Source organism: Bradyrhizobium sp. Mp27, assembly GCF_029953005.1.
GTDB classification, from domain to species: domain Bacteria; phylum Pseudomonadota; class Alphaproteobacteria; order Rhizobiales; family Xanthobacteraceae; genus Bradyrhizobium; species Bradyrhizobium barranii.
The window spans coordinates 1-13,935 of the sequence record NZ_JASAUS010000170.1 but is presented as its reverse complement, the minus strand read 5'-3'; the positions used below and the strand labels follow the sequence as shown (position 1 = coordinate 13,935).

Genomic DNA, 13,935 nt, shown 5'->3' with positions numbered 1-13,935 from the left:
TCTCCGTCTGATGCTTGTGGCTGTTCGAAAACAGACCACGTTTATCATCAACCTGAAGCGCAGCACCCTGCTAACGCGGGGCTCAGCAACAGGCCGAATACCCCATCTGACTCAGTCGGGGGAAGCGGAGACAGGGCTCACGCAGCTTCGGCAGGGCCTTCCGGGATGGCGCGCCACCGGGGCTGGTCTCTATGAACCGTATTTCCTCGGCCTGCAGGCTGAGGCGAACGCCTGTTTGGGCGCAGTGGAGCAAGGTTTGGAGATAGTTGCAAACGCGCTGGACCGCGTGGAAGAAACCGGCGAGGGATGGTTCGAGGCCGAACTCCATCGGATCATGGGCGAGCTGATGTTGCAGTTGCCTAAGCCCGACCCAATCGCCGCGGAAGCACAGTTCAGGCATGCCGCTGCAACGGCGCGCCAGCAAGGCGCCAAGCTGTGGGAATTGCGCGCAGCGACACATCTTGCACGAGTTTGGAGAGGGCAGGGTCGGCGCGGCGAGGCTCACGACCTGCTCGCCCCGCTGTATAGTCAGTTTACCGAGGGCTTTGCGACACCGGATCTGCAGGCTGCCAGCGCAATACTTCGAGAGACCGCTGCCAGCTCCGAGCCAAAGAACCCGATCCCAAATACCGGTAGTTCCAGATGACCTGTCTCGAGTACATGAACTTTGTCGAATTGTTCATGCTCGAATTGGGACTGGGCTAGTCGAGGGCTAAGCGTTCGGCCAGCCCTCGGTACGCTCGCCGTTCAAGTATTATTCCCGAGCTTCTAGCAGTCCGTCGCCTTTTTCTGGGACGGTGCCGGCTCGGCCGCGCCAGCCGTCGCCTTCTTTGATTGTTCAGTGGGTGCGGGGCGGGTCTGCTCGATCGTGCCTGCTGTCCTATCCGGTGCCTGCGCGCAGGGTGCGGGTTGGGTCGCAGTTGATTGCTCGGCAGCCGTAGGCTGGCTCTGCATCTGGCGCTGCGCGTCTTCCGACGACGTTGCGGTATGCTCTGTGACTTTGCTCATCGAAGATGTCGGCGGATGCTCCTTGGAATCAGTTGCCGTGGATCCGGTGGTTTGTCCGGTATAGCCCGGGACATTCCCTGATCCTGCATCGCGGCTCGCCGTGTTGCAGGGACCAGCAAGCACGGAGCTGGTACTGAAGACGAGCACCGCGCCCAAGATCATAAGCCTGGTAGTAGTCATAGCCCTCTCCATCGTTGAATCTGAACGATAGAACAAAAGTATGGGGCCTTCTGTTCCTGACGGTGTGCGCCAAATGAGGGACTGAGTTCCCCTGCTCAAGATCGTACCGAGCGTCATCGCGCAGAAGCGATACGACGGCTTTACCGCCCCTTCGGCTTCGAGGTCCCGAGCGATTTGAGCTGGCGTAGGTCGATCGACGCCTCCGCGAGCAGCCGGTCGCGAAAGGTGTCGATCTTTGGCAGCGACGCGGACGCTTTAGGGCAGACTATCCAATAGCCTTTGGACAGCGGCAACGACTCCGGGAAAGGCAACACCAGCCGACCGTTGATCAGATCCCAAGCCGCCAGTGTCGTGCGACCGAGAGCGATACCCTGCCTGTTGATCGCGGCATAGATAACCATGCTCGCACGATTGAGCACGGGACCGTGTGTGACATAGGCGTCGTCAATGCCAACGCCATGCGGCCAATTCGCCCAGTCGGTTCGGCTACTCACGGATTATCTGTTCGATCCAATTGAAGCATACGCCGTATTTCCAACGGGCGCCAACGCGCAAGAAAGGCGACAGCCTTTGCTGATTATCTTGCCGAGTCCTTGGGAACTAGCGGTTGAATGATTGGCGAATCCGGGGGCTTGCTGGCAGTCGACTTAGCGCACTGACTGACCGCTGCTAGCCCTACTTAAGTGTTCATGCCGAGTTTGATATGCGCTAAGGGATGGACCGGCTGCTTCCCGGCGAAGCGCCTATAATGGTTTACAAGATCCAGCGCCCAAGACGATCCGGCGATACATTTCATGGAGCATTCCATGCCGCGACGATATCAGCTTTGTTGAGGCCGACAAGCGCTGCAGCTTCGATCATCGTTTGAGGCACCACAGTAATGACGCCGAGCTGATCGACCAAAAATCCAAGTTCTATGAGTTGAACAACATTGTCACCAAAACCATGTTCGGCGTCCATGGCGGACGGCGTGCTAGTCACCGGCCCCGAGACGGGAGAAATTGCGTTCCACCAACCGCGGCGTGGATCGGAGCTTGCCATGGTTGCCGGTCGCCAGCGCCTTCTTTCGAAGGAGTGCCACACGAGCTTGAGCGCCTGACTGACGGGAGATCGCGCGCTGGGAAGGTCCCATCAAGGCTGCTGGTTTGCAGGCAGACTGATGCTGGCTTCTATGCGTCTGCACACCCGGAATGGCAGCTCTGGGGTCATGAACCGAGCTACAACACGTCCCGCGATGGAATACCGCGGCGCGTGATCGACCATCTGGTCACGAAGAAATTCATCAAGAGGATCATGAGGCGAATATCCGCTGGTACCGCCCGAAATCATTCAACAGGCCGAAATCCTCGATCGGAACACATCCAAAACCGTCGTCCGTCGAACCGGACGCCGGCGCAGCCGCATCAGAGCCGCCGGGCTGGGCCGCAACGGCATCGTTAGTCGGAACCGCGTCTCCGGATGCGGTCGGGGACGCTGACGATCGGCCCTCGGCTTCGGCGGCGTCCAGTTCGCGTCGATAGTTCGCCGCCATCTTCTCGAAGCGCTCCCGGTCGGCGTCGGTGTTCATGGCCCCGCGAAGCGCTTCGCACGGGCTATCTGCTCGAGCAGGAACTCCTTGCTTCTCGGCATGTCGTCATCTGGTTCGATGCTCTGTCTCGCAGACCAATGCGTGGCGAGCGGGATTGTTACAGAAGCGACAATTTGAAGGGCTCCAACACGTCAGACCTTCAGATGCGCTCATGCTCTGTCAGGTTCGTTTCGAGCCCGGCGATTCGGCGGGCGCGCGCTCGTCGGCGATGGCCTTGGTAAGCTCGGCCCCGAAGAGGAATATCTGAGCCGAATAGTACGTCCAGAACATGAGGACGATCAGCGCGCCGGCCGCGCCATAGGGCGAACTGGGCGCCGCGCGGCCGAGATAGATTCCGATCAGCGATTTTCCGACAGCGAACAGCACGGCCGTGACGAACGCGCCCAGCACCAGCTCGCGCTAGGGTATCGCCGTGTCGGGCAGCACCTTGTAGATCGCGGTGAACAGAAGCGTGAAGATGGCCAGCGACACGACGGCGTTGAGGACCGCCAACAGGATCTTGCCGGCGAACAGTCCCTCGAAGACGCTACCGAGCGCTGACAACGCGGTGCTGGCGGCCAGCGACACCACCATCATGAAGCCGAGCGCGCGACCAGGCCCAGACTGGCCGCGCGGGTCCGGAGCAAGGCCGAGATCGGCTCATCGAGCGGCTTGGCTTTGAAGGTCGCATTCAACGCCGTATGCATCTCGCCGAACACGCCGGAGGCGGTGATCAGAACGGTGACGACGCCAAGAATCGTCGCGATGGTTCCGGAGGCCGGATCGCTGGATCGTTCCAGGATGGACTTGATGAAGTCGCCGCCGGTCGGACCTAGGAGCTGGCCGAGCTCCTCGCTGATGGCTCCGCGGGCGGCGTCCTGCCCGAAGACAAGACCCGCGATCGCAACCACAATCAGCAGCACCGGCGCCAGCGAGGTTGCGGCGTAGAAAGCGATGGCCGCCCCGCGGCTCAAGGCATCGTTGGCCAAGAAACCCGAGACTGCCGTCGTCAGGATCCGCCACAGCCGTCCCATGAATTCCTGTCCCCCGCCAAATCCTGAGCGCGGCCCCTTCTTTGGGTACTAAGGGGCTTGGAGGCGAGGCCGCGCAGGCTGGCATTTCGCGCGGCACGCTGGACCAATTCGTCCGGCACATCCGCGTTCCGATCGCGATTGAAGCTGTCGGTTCAGAATCGGAGCATTCCGAACAAGAAGAGTAACGCCACTGTGACAAGAGCGGAGATCAGCAGCGAGCCGAGACAGCCCAGGCGGTTGGAAAAGAAAAAGACCATGGTGCCGGCTCCGGGAGGGCGTCAGTCGTCGACCAGCGTACCGATCAACGCGAGCAGAGCCTGGTGTTCAGGGCCGCGGCCGCCTGCTCGCAGGAATTGTCCTATGTCGGTTCGTGACGTCCGCCCGCCGGAGCTGGCGTTCGGCTGGTGCTCCACCAGCGCGCCTCCGGATTGCGGATCGCGCACCAGCCGCCAGATGTCGCCGTTGGGGCTTTCGTAGAGAACTTTTGCAGTCATGCGGTTCAACCAGCGCCAGTCACCCGGGTTCCAAGTACAGCGGCGCAGCGGCATCGATGCGGAGCCTCGTTGGCGGACGGCTAGGTATTTGACGAGCAGCCGGATGCGCAACTCGGCTACCTGTTGAACGGAGCGGGCTTCTTCCACCAGGCGCACCGAGCGGTCGACGATTGCCACGCCCTGCTCGAAGTCCTCGTGCTCGATTTGCCGACGACCGGCTCGCCAGCGCTCGCGCTCCTCCTCAAGACAGCCCGCAAGAAGACCTGGCGGGTCTGGGCGGAGCAGTCGCCGTTCGAACTCAAGGATTCCCTGAAACGGCGCGGCTACCGCTGGTCCGATGGAAGCGACGGCCTGCCCCGGTCCTGGTGCATCGACGTCCACGAGGCCGCCCTCAACGACGAGATCGCGTTCCTTAAAGCGGAGATCTACCTGCGTGACTTCGAGCCGCGGCTGCAGACGCTGACAGCCTTTCACCCGCTTCTCGGCGAGGATCTAGCGTGCACGATTCGCCTCGAAGTCCCCAATCGTATGTTTCGAGTACTGAGAGCGATCGATGAGCAAGACAAACTTCACGCGAGCGCGGCATAACCGAAATGCGTTTCGAAAGGCGGGAAGGCCCGCCGAGGCGGGCCGCCACAAGTCAGCGCGTTTGAGTTTGGTAGAGCTGCCGCTCTCTGCGCACCTAATCCGGGCCATTGGGCGGATGGAAGCTCTTCCATCCTGCCTTCTGCCAAGCCGCACTGCGGTCGCGCAGGTTGATGGCGGACTGATTTAGGATCGCTTCCAGGCGCGCTCGATCCGCGTCAGGTACGCGCGCCGAAACCAGCGTACCGCCCCGCCTGATGCCCTCGGCATACAAGGGCGCTTCCTCATCCGAAATACCAGCTTGCGTCGCTGGCCATTTGGCCAGGCGCCGTCGACTAACGCCGTTGGCTTCGCGCGCCGCTGGGCTCTCCCAGCCTGCGCTTCGCTTCGTCCACAAGGCGATGCGCCGCAGTCTCGGCTTCCAGGCTTCCAGCCGCCTTGGCCGCCTTCACCGCGCGGCGCGCATTCATCAGTTGCTTCACCAACCGGGATTTCTCGTCCGCAGCAAGACAAGGGTTGCTCATCCGCCAGAGCTTTCCGCGCACCACGAAGTAGCGACCGTCCGGGGTCACGGGATGCTTGAGGCCTGCCATTCGGATGAAGGGTTTTCCTCCGGTCACCGCGACCGTCGTGCCGGAAGTGTAGCTCGATAGCGGGTCAGCGAGCATGACGTAGGCGGTCGCCAACTCCGCCGGCTGTCCAGCTCGCTTCATCGGCACCTGCTTGCCGAAATCGAGAACGAATATATCGGCAAAGTTGCCGACGACGTGAAGGCCGACGTTAATCGTCGCGCCGGCGCGGTATCGCTGGCCTGGCGCGAAGCCTCAGATGCAGTGATCGCAGAAGCCGGCGACAAAGGTGCCGAAGCCTTGGATAAGGTGAGGCAGGCCGGCATTAATGCCGCCGAGGCAGCCACCGCCAAAGTGAGGTCTCCCCAATCGGGCTAACGGAGCGGCGGCGCGGATCACGTAGATCAGCAGCGGCCACACGCGGAGCCCGTTTGGATGGGCATCTGCGCCTTAGCTCAGATTGCGCGCCGTTGTCTGCCGACCACGAAGCCATAGACAAACAGCAGGATGACCGCGCCGACCACGGCTCTGATCAACCCTGCGCCTTCGCCAGGACAATACCAGCCGAGGGCTGCTCCAAGGTAAGTCGCAACGAAGGCACCAACGATTCCGAAGACGATCGAAGCGACGCGGCGGCAGTTCAAGACTATGGGCTGGGCAAGCGTCCCTCCGGCGTATACTTGTCGACTGCTGAGGGGAGCTCACGAGATAACCTTGCGAGAATCTCCTCTTGAGAAAGTCCGGTCTCCAGTTCAAGCTTTTCCAACACGTCTGGGCCGATTGCTTCCCTCAGTTGCGGAGGCGAAATGTCCTTATTGGGCCCTGTGCCGATCCAGGACTGAGCTACATCACCGCGACCATTTTGATTGAATTTCTCCAGCAGCTCGCTGATCCCTCCTTGAAGCAATCCGCCGACGCCGGCCCCGCTGAGCATGCCCGTAAGATTGCTGAGCAGCCCGCCAAGCGGCTGTTGAGAACTAGGGGGTTCTAGCGACCCCGCTCCCGGGCCCTTTAGCAACTCCGCCAGCTTGTCTCTATTCTGATATCCGGCAATGGCGAGCAGTCCCAAAAGCGCAGTCATGGACGGCATTCCGCGGGTCATCTTGCAGCTCCATGATAAGGATTCAACAGTCGAACTCTGACGCATCGGTTCTGTTCCTAGGCACGCGTACGCAGCCCGCCGCGCCGGATCTTGAAGTCACACCGGGCGTTGCCCCGGCCGGATTCGCTTGCTCCGCCAGCAGATCCTCCGCGAAAGCGGCCGGGAAAAAGAATGGCCAGAGCAAGAGCACGAAAGATACTCATCGCGCGATTCCCAACGACCGCAGCCTCTGATTAATTCGTTCCTACCCACGCTCCAAGAGGAGGTAGGATTTCGAGAGGAAGGCTTGCTGTGCGGAACTCTGGGAACACCGCTCCGCTCCGGGCTTGGCTCTCGAGACAAACAGCGAGAGCGAAAATGGGAAACAGTGGCGTCGGAATGCTACTCGGCGATACCTCGGTGACGGCTCCTGGATGATGTTTATCGGCGCCTTCATCCTGGGTGGCACAATTCTCTATGGCGTCATGAAGGCCGGAAGGTTGCGCCGCAGCGAGCGTGTGCAGCTCGACCGAAGCACAGAGACGGCGCAGCGTCGGGACGACCCGTACAAAAGAGCTGCTCGTTAGCAATCGGCGCTTCGGCAAAATCGGCAAGGACGGCGTCTCGCATTTCGAGTTGCTACAGAACGCGCTGCGTGACGGGGCCACGCTCCTTTACCGCGCGTTCGACCTGATGTTCGCGGACGCCGAGGACTACGGAAGCTGCCGCTACTTGAACGCAAGAAGCGGCTCAAGGCCGTCCTGTCGCGTTACAAGTTGATCGCATTCAGCAAGCATCGCAAAGGCAGCGGAAAGAAATTCTTCGCCGAGGCGGAGCGCAAGGGCCTCGAAGGCATTTTGGCCAAGCGCGCCGACGAACGGCGCGAGCTTGAAACCTTCGTTCTCGGCTTTCGCGATTAGGTCCTTGAGCATCTTCAGCCATGACGCCCCTCAAAAACGCAACCGCAGCGCCGTCCACACCGGTTGCGGTGGGCAGTTCCTAGCTCGGCTTGACCGGGTGTAGCGTGCGCGGATGGCGGTCGTGCAGGAGACGGGCAAGCTCTTGGCGGTCGTCCTCCCGGCCCTTCAACGCCGTCTCGAACAGTGCTTCCTGGATGTCGCGCGGTATGTCGCCCCACACGTCTAGGGCCGCCCACCCGAGCAGCGCGGCGAAGGTCTCGGACTTATCGACATCGGTTTCTCCCATTTCACAAAGGAACCGCCAAGGACCGAGGAGCGTTCCATTGCCATCATGCGAGAGGAGAGATCGAATTATGGGTATCTTCACCAAGGACATCAAAACCATGGAAGACCTGCTGATTCACGGTCTGCAGGACATCTACTACGCCGAGCAGCAGATCCTTAAAGCGCTGCCGAAAATGATCGACAAGGCCACCAATCGCGATCTCGTCACCGGCCTGAAGAACCATCTGGAAGAGACCAACAGGCAGGTCGAGCGGCTCGAGAAGGCGTTCGCGAAGCTCAGCAAAGAGCCGAGCGGAACCAAGTGCCCCGCCATCGACGGCATCATCAAGGAGGCCGACGAGACCGCCGGCGAGATCGAGGACAAGGCCGTGCTAGACGCCGCTATCGTCGCGAACGCGCAGGCCGTCGAGCACTACGAAATGTGCCGCTACGGGACGCTGATCGCCTGGGCCGAGGAGCTTGGCCACGATGATATCGTGCGCTTCCTCACTACCAATCTGAACGAAGAGAAGGCGGCCAATACCAAGCTCAACACGGTGGCGCTGCGCAAGGGCGTCAACGCCAAGGCTTCGAGCGCGGCCTGATCGAGTTTCAAGGCGGTTTCAGCGGCTCCGCGACATCGCGGGGCCGCTGTCTCGTTGAGCCAATCGGGTAAGGCGGACCTGCCGGCGCACGAACCAAGCGGCCATGGCCACAGTCAGCCAAGCCAGCGAAGCGCCGATGAACGCGCCTGCAACGCTCCGCTCGACGAGGAGCCAGAACACAGCGGCGAAGGCGAGCATACCGAGAGCGCCCAGCACGGCACCGGCGGCATCGAGCGCGGCAGCCTCCCGCCCTCGCCGCCTCCCCTCGAGACCAGCCTTCCGTTTGCGACGGAGTTCGTGCTTCTCTATCAAGGTCGCGCTGGCGCAGAAGATAGCCGGGAGCGCGAGAAAGAGACCTCCGATCGAGGCTCCGTAACGACTACTGATCAATCCCGTGAACACGGTGGCGGCGCCGCCGAGGCCGAAACGTACCAAGTATTCGTACCACCGCCCTTCCTGCAGCGACGAGAGCGAGACCTTGATCGGGAGCCTCACGCCTGCCCTCCCGCGATCGCCCATAGGCCGAAGGCTGCGCCCAACCAGACGACGATCGAGACGATCGTAGCCGGCAACGCCCGCATCCCGGCGCGCATGAGGAGCTGGCAGACCAGGATGCTGTAGACCACCAGCGCGATCGCGCCGACCATCATGGAATGGCTTTGGGCCCCGGCGTAGACGGCGCCGTGTTGATGGATCGCGATGCCCAGCGTCGCGAGCGCGACCGAAGGCGCCGCCCCGAAGAGGCCGGCGAAGCTCTTCGGCTTCAGCACGTCGCCCAGCATCGAGAACGCCGACACGACGGCACCGCCGACCAGGAAACGGATGACGTACTCGCTCATTTCGGCTTCTTCCAAAGCCTCTTGAGCGGCCCTGCGGCGCCGTAGGCTGGATCCTTGCGCGGGAGCGGTACCTTCGGAATGGTCTTCAGCGCGCGAGGACGGTCCTCGACGGTCGTGCACTCGTCGTAGGTGCCTGTCGAGGGATAGGCGCCGACGACCAGGAAGTCCTTGTCCGCCCATAGGCATTGATGGCCGGTCCCGGCGGGCAGGACTAGGATGTCACCGGCCTTTAACGTGAAGATCCGTCCCTTGTTGCCGCCTAAGCGGACGCGCCCCTTGCCGCGCGCGATCCCGAGGACCTCGTGGATCCTCGAATGGTAGTGAACATAGTCGTAGATGCCGTCGCGCCAGCTATCCCCCCATCCGTTGGCTTCGAACAGATCTTCGAGCACCGCCGCAGGATCGTGCTGCTCGTCGAGGCTGACGGCGCTTCGGTAGAACATCAGGGACCAGCGCGGGTGGTTGGGCACAAGGCCGTCATCCCTAAAGCGGACCACGTGTGGCTTCCGCGGACGAGGCAGTTCTGAAGCCCAACGCTTGCCCGGACGACGAAGACCGGTGGCGCGTTCGGCGTATTCCTTCAAGTGCTCAAGTAGCGGCATCATCTGTCTCCTCGATGGGATAGCCGGTCCAGAGGCGAAGCATTCGTTCGAGCGCCGCACCAAGGGCGAAGCCGGCGACGACGTCGCTCGCCCAGTGCGCCAATACGACGATGCGCGTCAGACAAAGGCCCACCGCCAGCGCGCGTATCGCCCAGCGGGGCCCCGCCGGCAGCGGCCCCGCGGCCGATGCCAGCGCTCCCATGTGCAGGGCGTGTCCCGACGGAAAGGCGTCTTCGCGCTTGCCGGAGAAGGAGATCCCGTGAACATGCCCCAACACCGTCTTCCGGTCCGGACGCGTCTGGTCGAAGACCGTCTTCAACAAGTGCGGAAACACGGAGGCCGTGGCGGCCACAAGCAGGGCATGATTGCCGGCGCGGCGCAGCGGCTCTCCTTGCGTTCGGGACAGGACCCAACCCGCTGCCGCCAAGACCAGAAGGATTTTCTCGTCGGCGCCCCAGGTCAACCCGCGGGCGACCGTCTCCGCACGACGGTTAGTCTTGCGCGCCACCGTCCGCGCGATCCTCTCGTCGAACTTGGTCGGTTTCACGGTGAGAAGGGACATCGATCCTCTGATGTTCAATAGGGAATCCTATAACGCGCGGCAGTTCTCCAGGTGCCAAGCGTTCGCGCCGAGGAACGGCCGCTACTCGCCCCTCGTTGACGGACCATGTCCGGATCTCTCTCCACCTACGTCGGCAGCATTGCCGCTTTCCTTGCCTCGCTCTCCTACATTCCGCAGCTCCGGAAAGCCTGGCCGCGCAATTCCACGGACGATCTTTCGCTCGGCATGCTGACGGCGCTGACGCTCGGGCTCGGCCTCTGGACCGTATACGGCCTGATCCGGGAAGATTGGGTCATCGTGCTGGCCAACGTGGTCGGCGCGACGCTCTCCGGCATAGTCCTGGGCTGCAAGATACGGGATCTGTGCGCTTAAGGCCGACGTCGCAACACGTGCACGTTCGAGCCGTCCCTGTCCGCATCATTCAGGGTCGCGGAGATCACCTGAAGCAGTTCGTGCTGCGTGAACGGCTTCTGCAGTTTCGGCAATTTCAGGTCCGAGGAACTCAGGTCCCCGTAGGCCGAGGCGATCAGGATCGGGCAGGTCCGGCCGCTGCGCGCACTCTCTCCGCAAACTGCAGGCCGTTCATGCCGGGCATGAGGTAGTCGGTAACCACGATGTCCACCGCGGGCCTGGCCTCGAGCATATCGAGCGCGGCCTGGCCTGACGAGGATTCGATCCGGTTCGTGACCAGCGTCTTCCAAAGCCACCGTCGTGTTATGCAGAACCAGCGGGTCGTCATCTACGACAAGCACGATCAACGCTTTCGCCGTCGGGCTGACCTCGGCTTGCCGATCCATTCCCCCATGAGGTCGCGATACCTGTCCACTGGTGTCGCGAGGTAGCCAGATTTCGGCGGTCGTACCCTTGCCCTTGACGCTCTTCAAGGTAAGGCGGCCGCCGGACTGCGCCGCGACGCTATGCACCATCGGCAGTCCAGGCCCGTTCCGCGTCCGCCCCCCTAGGTGGTGTAGAACGGCTCGACGGCCCGGGCGAGGGTCTTGCTGTCCATGCCACTACTGGTGTCGGCCACGAAAATCCGGACATAGTCGCCGGCCGACAAGTCTTGCGTATTCGGATCCGCGAGGGCCCCGACGCGCAGCGCCTGCTGGCCTTCGCCCGCAAGCAGGATCTCGAGATCGTAGCGGTCGATGTCGTCGAGACGGTGCGCGGAATGGCAAGCCTCCTGCATCAGCGTCGTATACCGGGTCGATCACGACGTGGGCCCAGAACGACGACCCGTCCTTGCGCCGGCGCGACCCCTCGCGCTCGAATTTGCCTTCGCGCAACGCGGTGGCGAGCGCCTCCATGGGCGCACCTGCGGCGGCGTCCTCTTGCGCGTAGAAACGGGAGAAATGCTGACCGACAATCTCGTGAGCCTGATACCCCTTGATGCGCTCCGCGCCGGCGTTCCAACTGACGATGTTGCCTTGGGTATCCAGCAGATAGATCGCGTAGTCGGTGACGCCCTGGACAAGGAGCCGGAACAGCTTCTGAGTATGCCGCAGCAAGCCGGTGCAGGACGGCATTACGCTGGTGAAAGGGCACGGCGTCGACGGCGACGCCCACGCCGGCGAATATGTGCGGCACAGGTACGCTGCTCGGCGACACCCTCGTCTGCCCAACCTACGTCAAGTCCACCTCATGCCAAGCGAGCTCTTCGCGACTGTCCGTGAGGCGGGCTACGACATAGGGCCCGGACAACTCGGCGAGAACATCACCGGCCTCGACCTTGAAAAGATGCCGCTCGGCACGCGCATCGAACTCGGGCCTACGGCGGTCGTCGAGCTGACCGGCCTGCGGACGCCCTGCGTGCTCATCGACCGCTTCAGGACCGGCCTAAAAAGGCAGGTCGTGTCGTCGGCAAAAACGGACCCTGCATTCAGATGCGGCGTCTTGGGCGTGGTGCGAGCTGGCGGACAGGTGGCAGCCGGCGATCTTGCGCGCGCCATCCTGCCCGACGGATGTCAGAAGCGTCTTCCTTCGCTGTAGCCCGTTGGCAGGCCCGGAGGAACCAAAGCCTCTACACCTCCGTTGGAGCTGACTTTTGAGGAAAGGGCCATGACGAAAGGTGACGACCTCCGCTACGGCGCTCCCCGGAATGCGGTTCATCTTTGCGTCGACATGCAGCGGATGTTCGCGGGAGGCACGGATTGGACGATGCCGTGGTTGCCGCTCGTCCTGCCGAACGTCGTCGCAATCACCTCCGCCCATCCCGAGCGGACAATCTTCACGCGGTTCATTCCGGCGCAAAGCCCAGGCCAGGGCGCCGGCATGTGGCGGCGCTACTACGAACGCTGGAGTTCGATGACCATCGATAAGCTCGGGCCAGAAATGGTGGACCTGGTACCGGAACTCGCCCGCTTCGTGCCGCCCGCGCGCACCTTCGACAAGCATGTTTATTCGCCTTGGACCGGGAGCGCGCTTCACGCGCAGCTTCGCGAAGCCGACGTCGAAACGGTCGTCATCACAGGCGGCGAAACCGACGTCTGCGTGCTCGCGACCGTATTGGGCGCGGTCGACTGGGGCTTCCGCGCGATCCTCATCGCCGATGCGCTCTGCAGCTCGGCAGACGAAACGCATGATTCCATGATGAACATCTACATAAACCGGTTCGGCCAGCAGGTGGAATGCGTCACGACCGAAACGCTTCTCGCCAGTTGGCCGGCCAACGGCCGGGCCAGGCCCCTCTTATGAATCATTCCTATGTCGTGCAGATCCTCGTTCCGACGCAGACCGGCAAGGGCGAGCCGGTTTCCACGGAATGGTTCGACAACTTCCTGCAGGAGCTCACCGACAGGTTCGGCGGGGCGACGAGTTTCGTCCGCGCACCTGGACAAGGCCTGTGGCGAAGCGACGGTACGACCGAGCGGGACACGATCGCGGTTCTAGAAGTGATGGCCGCGAAGCTCGCCCCCAGAACCTGCCGCCACCACCGGCTGCGACGACCGGCGCACCGTCCAAGTCCTGAGCAAGGGGCCCTTTTCCGCGGTCAGGCGGCCGAGGAACGCCAAATAGGATCCTTGATCGAAAGACGGGCGAAAGTTGTTCGATGGCAGTCCGTGCTGGATCGTGGCGATCCAATTCGCCTCAGGCAACGGCAGACGCTGATGGTCCGATATCGACACGAAGCCCCCGCCGGGAAACTGCCGCAGCACCTCGGAAAGGCCCGGCAGGTCGAGCCGGCCATGCATGGTGGTTACGAAGGGCACGCCGAGCCGACTGAGCAGCGCAAGGGGCAGCCAGTCGATGTGAGCGTGGATCTCGATCTCGGCGCTCGCGCGCGACACCGGGCTGTCACCGCAGCAGATCAGGCTGAACCTGTACTATCTGGAGCGGCTGGGCAAAGTCTCGGTCCGCCAGGGACAGGCCAAGGCGAACGCAGTCGAGCCCCGTCCGAAGAACCCACGCGGTCGCGCGGCGCACAAGATCAAGGCGAACGCGAAAAAGCTCAACGGGCAAGCGCGCACGAATGGCCACAAGCAAAGCCGGGCGGCGGCTTGATGAAGATCGAGCAACGCCGCCTCATTGCCGATTGGTTTCAGAAGAATGCTCTCTGCGAGAGCTGGCTGATGCACCTAAAGCACCATGACGTTCCGCCCCCTCAAGCGATCGAGGCAATGGAGCG

The 13,935-nt window shown here is 62.4% G+C and carries 20 protein-coding genes and 8 pseudogenes; 8 read left to right on the top strand and 20 right to left on the bottom strand.

Features of this window, described 5'->3' with window-relative positions; translation table 11 throughout:
• A pseudogene (locus QJT78_RS42990) lies at positions 1–646 on the top strand (hypothetical protein); the annotation flags it as partial.
• A gap of 682 nt (positions 647–1,328) precedes the next feature.
• On the opposite strand, the gene QJT78_RS42985 reads toward QJT78_RS42990, so the two are convergent.
• The 7 genes from QJT78_RS42985 to QJT78_RS42955 all read right to left on the bottom strand — a co-directional run bounded on the left by QJT78_RS42985 (position 1,329) and on the right by QJT78_RS42955 (position 4,460).
• The gene (locus QJT78_RS42985; RefSeq protein WP_028153705.1) at positions 1,329–1,607 is read right to left on the bottom strand and encodes a LysR substrate-binding domain-containing protein; all 279 of its coding nucleotides are present in this window, start codon (positions 1,605–1,607) and stop codon (positions 1,329–1,331) included.
• A 373-nt stretch (positions 1,608–1,980) separates the two neighbouring features.
• Complete coding sequence (locus QJT78_RS42980) at positions 1,981–2,229, bottom strand: hypothetical protein (protein WP_155258143.1); 249 nt, start codon at positions 2,227–2,229, stop codon at positions 1,981–1,983.
• Positions 2,230–2,479: 250 nt separating this feature from the next.
• Positions 2,480–2,755 (bottom strand): hypothetical protein, encoded by a 276-nt coding sequence (locus tag QJT78_RS42975; RefSeq protein WP_028153704.1) that lies wholly within the window; start codon positions 2,753–2,755, stop codon positions 2,480–2,482.
• A 180-nt stretch (positions 2,756–2,935) separates the two neighbouring features.
• Positions 2,936–3,166 carry a YhjD/YihY/BrkB family envelope integrity protein gene (locus tag QJT78_RS42970; RefSeq protein WP_240537780.1) on the bottom strand — a complete coding sequence of 77 codons (231 nt, stop codon included), beginning with the start codon at positions 3,164–3,166 and terminating at the stop codon, positions 2,936–2,938.
• Between the two features lie 9 nt (positions 3,167–3,175).
• A complete protein-coding gene (locus QJT78_RS42965; protein WP_212491428.1) occupies positions 3,176–3,352 on the bottom strand; it encodes a hypothetical protein in 177 nt (58 codons plus the stop codon).
• Positions 3,349–3,789, bottom strand: a complete 441-nt coding sequence (locus QJT78_RS42960; RefSeq protein ID WP_240537781.1) for a YhjD/YihY/BrkB family envelope integrity protein — start codon at positions 3,787–3,789, stop codon at positions 3,349–3,351. The genes QJT78_RS42965 and QJT78_RS42960 overlap by 4 nt, the downstream gene beginning before the upstream one ends.
• A 278-nt stretch (positions 3,790–4,067) precedes the next feature.
• Positions 4,068–4,460: a hypothetical protein gene (locus QJT78_RS42955; protein WP_240537782.1), complete on the bottom strand. Its 393-nt coding sequence runs from the start codon at positions 4,458–4,460 to the stop codon at positions 4,068–4,070.
• Here QJT78_RS42955 and QJT78_RS42950 point away from each other — a divergent pair.
• Positions 4,389–4,779 (top strand): annotated as a pseudogene (locus QJT78_RS42950) (3'-5' exonuclease); the annotation flags it as partial. The gene QJT78_RS42955 and the pseudogene QJT78_RS42950 sit on opposite strands and share 72 nt — an antisense overlap.
• A 186-nt stretch (positions 4,780–4,965) precedes the next feature.
• Here the strand turns inward: QJT78_RS42950 and QJT78_RS42945 are convergent.
• Positions 4,966–5,175: pseudogene (locus QJT78_RS42945) on the bottom strand (hypothetical protein); the annotation flags it as partial.
• Between the two features lie 289 nt (positions 5,176–5,464).
• A pseudogene (locus QJT78_RS42940) lies at positions 5,465–5,608 on the bottom strand (SDR family oxidoreductase); the annotation flags it as partial.
• Between the two features lie 27 nt (positions 5,609–5,635).
• On the opposite strand from QJT78_RS42940, the gene QJT78_RS42935 reads away from it, so the two are divergent.
• On the top strand, positions 5,636–5,815 hold the full coding sequence (locus tag QJT78_RS42935; protein WP_028153701.1) for a hypothetical protein: 180 nt from the start codon (positions 5,636–5,638) through the stop codon (positions 5,813–5,815).
• 77 nt (positions 5,816–5,892) lie between these two features.
• On the opposite strand, the pseudogene QJT78_RS42930 reads toward QJT78_RS42935, so the two are convergent.
• Together QJT78_RS42930 and QJT78_RS42925 are read right to left on the bottom strand one after the other, a co-directional pair.
• A pseudogene (locus tag QJT78_RS42930) lies at positions 5,893–6,048 on the bottom strand (GlsB/YeaQ/YmgE family stress response membrane protein); the annotation flags it as partial.
• A gap of 35 nt (positions 6,049–6,083) precedes the next feature.
• Positions 6,084–6,539 (bottom strand): YidB family protein, encoded by a 456-nt coding sequence (locus QJT78_RS42925; RefSeq protein WP_028153700.1) that lies wholly within the window; start codon positions 6,537–6,539, stop codon positions 6,084–6,086.
• A 585-nt stretch (positions 6,540–7,124) separates the two neighbouring features.
• On the opposite strand from QJT78_RS42925, the pseudogene QJT78_RS42920 reads away from it, so the two are divergent.
• Positions 7,125–7,393 (top strand): annotated as a pseudogene (locus QJT78_RS42920) (DNA ligase); the annotation flags it as partial.
• A 124-nt stretch (positions 7,394–7,517) separates the two neighbouring features.
• On the opposite strand, the gene QJT78_RS42915 reads toward QJT78_RS42920, so the two are convergent.
• On the bottom strand, positions 7,518–7,724 hold the full coding sequence (locus QJT78_RS42915; protein WP_038945130.1) for a hypothetical protein: 207 nt from the start codon (positions 7,722–7,724) through the stop codon (positions 7,518–7,520).
• A 67-nt stretch (positions 7,725–7,791) separates the two neighbouring features.
• Here QJT78_RS42915 and QJT78_RS42910 point away from each other — a divergent pair, with 67 nt between their 5' ends.
• The gene (locus tag QJT78_RS42910; RefSeq protein WP_028153697.1) at positions 7,792–8,307 is read left to right on the top strand and encodes a ferritin-like domain-containing protein; all 516 of its coding nucleotides are present in this window, start codon (positions 7,792–7,794) and stop codon (positions 8,305–8,307) included.
• Between the two features lie 18 nt (positions 8,308–8,325).
• On the opposite strand, the gene QJT78_RS42905 is transcribed toward QJT78_RS42910, so the two are convergent.
• The 4 genes from QJT78_RS42905 to QJT78_RS42890 are packed head-to-tail and all read right to left on the bottom strand — an operon-like array spanning position 8,326 to position 10,310.
• On the bottom strand, positions 8,326–8,802 hold the full coding sequence (locus tag QJT78_RS42905) for a DUF3147 family protein (protein ID WP_240537783.1): 477 nt from the start codon (positions 8,800–8,802) through the stop codon (positions 8,326–8,328).
• Positions 8,799–9,146 (bottom strand): DUF3147 family protein, encoded by a 348-nt coding sequence (locus tag QJT78_RS42900; RefSeq protein ID WP_028153695.1) that lies wholly within the window; start codon positions 9,144–9,146, stop codon positions 8,799–8,801. The genes QJT78_RS42905 and QJT78_RS42900 overlap by 4 nt, the downstream gene beginning before the upstream one ends.
• The gene (locus QJT78_RS42895) at positions 9,143–9,748 is read right to left on the bottom strand and encodes a cupin domain-containing protein (RefSeq protein ID WP_028153694.1); all 606 of its coding nucleotides are present in this window, start codon (positions 9,746–9,748) and stop codon (positions 9,143–9,145) included. Before QJT78_RS42895 ends, QJT78_RS42900 begins: the two co-directional genes overlap by 4 nt.
• Positions 9,735–10,310 (bottom strand): phosphatase PAP2 family protein, encoded by a 576-nt coding sequence (locus QJT78_RS42890; RefSeq protein WP_049807988.1) that lies wholly within the window; start codon positions 10,308–10,310, stop codon positions 9,735–9,737. Before QJT78_RS42890 ends, QJT78_RS42895 begins: the two co-directional genes overlap by 14 nt.
• Positions 10,311–10,415: 105 nt before the next feature.
• On the opposite strand from QJT78_RS42890, the gene QJT78_RS42885 reads away from it, so the two are divergent.
• Positions 10,416–10,682: a SemiSWEET family transporter gene (locus QJT78_RS42885; protein WP_028153692.1), complete on the top strand. Its 267-nt coding sequence runs from the start codon at positions 10,416–10,418 to the stop codon at positions 10,680–10,682.
• Here the strand turns inward: QJT78_RS42885 and QJT78_RS42880 are convergent.
• The 3 genes and pseudogenes from QJT78_RS42880 to QJT78_RS42870 form a co-directional block, all read right to left on the bottom strand.
• On the bottom strand, positions 10,679–11,236 hold the full coding sequence (locus tag QJT78_RS42880; protein WP_240537784.1) for a hypothetical protein: 558 nt from the start codon (positions 11,234–11,236) through the stop codon (positions 10,679–10,681). The genes QJT78_RS42885 and QJT78_RS42880 overlap by 4 nt on opposite strands.
• A gap of 32 nt (positions 11,237–11,268) precedes the next feature.
• Positions 11,269–11,499: a hypothetical protein gene (locus tag QJT78_RS42875; protein WP_028153690.1), complete on the bottom strand. Its 231-nt coding sequence runs from the start codon at positions 11,497–11,499 to the stop codon at positions 11,269–11,271.
• Positions 11,500–11,557: 58 nt separating this feature from the next.
• Positions 11,558–11,836, bottom strand: a pseudogene (locus QJT78_RS42870) (PAS domain-containing protein); the annotation flags it as partial.
• Here QJT78_RS42870 and QJT78_RS42865 point away from each other — a divergent pair.
• Entirely contained in the window at positions 11,823–12,299 is a 477-nt protein-coding gene (locus QJT78_RS42865) for an MOSC domain-containing protein (RefSeq protein WP_028153689.1), read from the top strand. The pseudogene QJT78_RS42870 and the gene QJT78_RS42865 overlap by 14 nt on opposite strands.
• Before the next feature lie 69 nt (positions 12,300–12,368).
• Positions 12,369–13,004 carry an isochorismatase family cysteine hydrolase gene (locus tag QJT78_RS42860; protein WP_028153688.1) on the top strand — a complete coding sequence of 212 codons (636 nt, stop codon included), beginning with the start codon at positions 12,369–12,371 and terminating at the stop codon, positions 13,002–13,004.
• A gap of 278 nt (positions 13,005–13,282) precedes the next feature.
• Here the strand turns inward: QJT78_RS42860 and QJT78_RS42855 are convergent.
• Positions 13,283–13,570, bottom strand: a pseudogene (locus QJT78_RS42855) (glycosyltransferase family 4 protein); the annotation flags it as partial.
• Positions 13,571–13,935 lie beyond the last annotated feature (365 nt).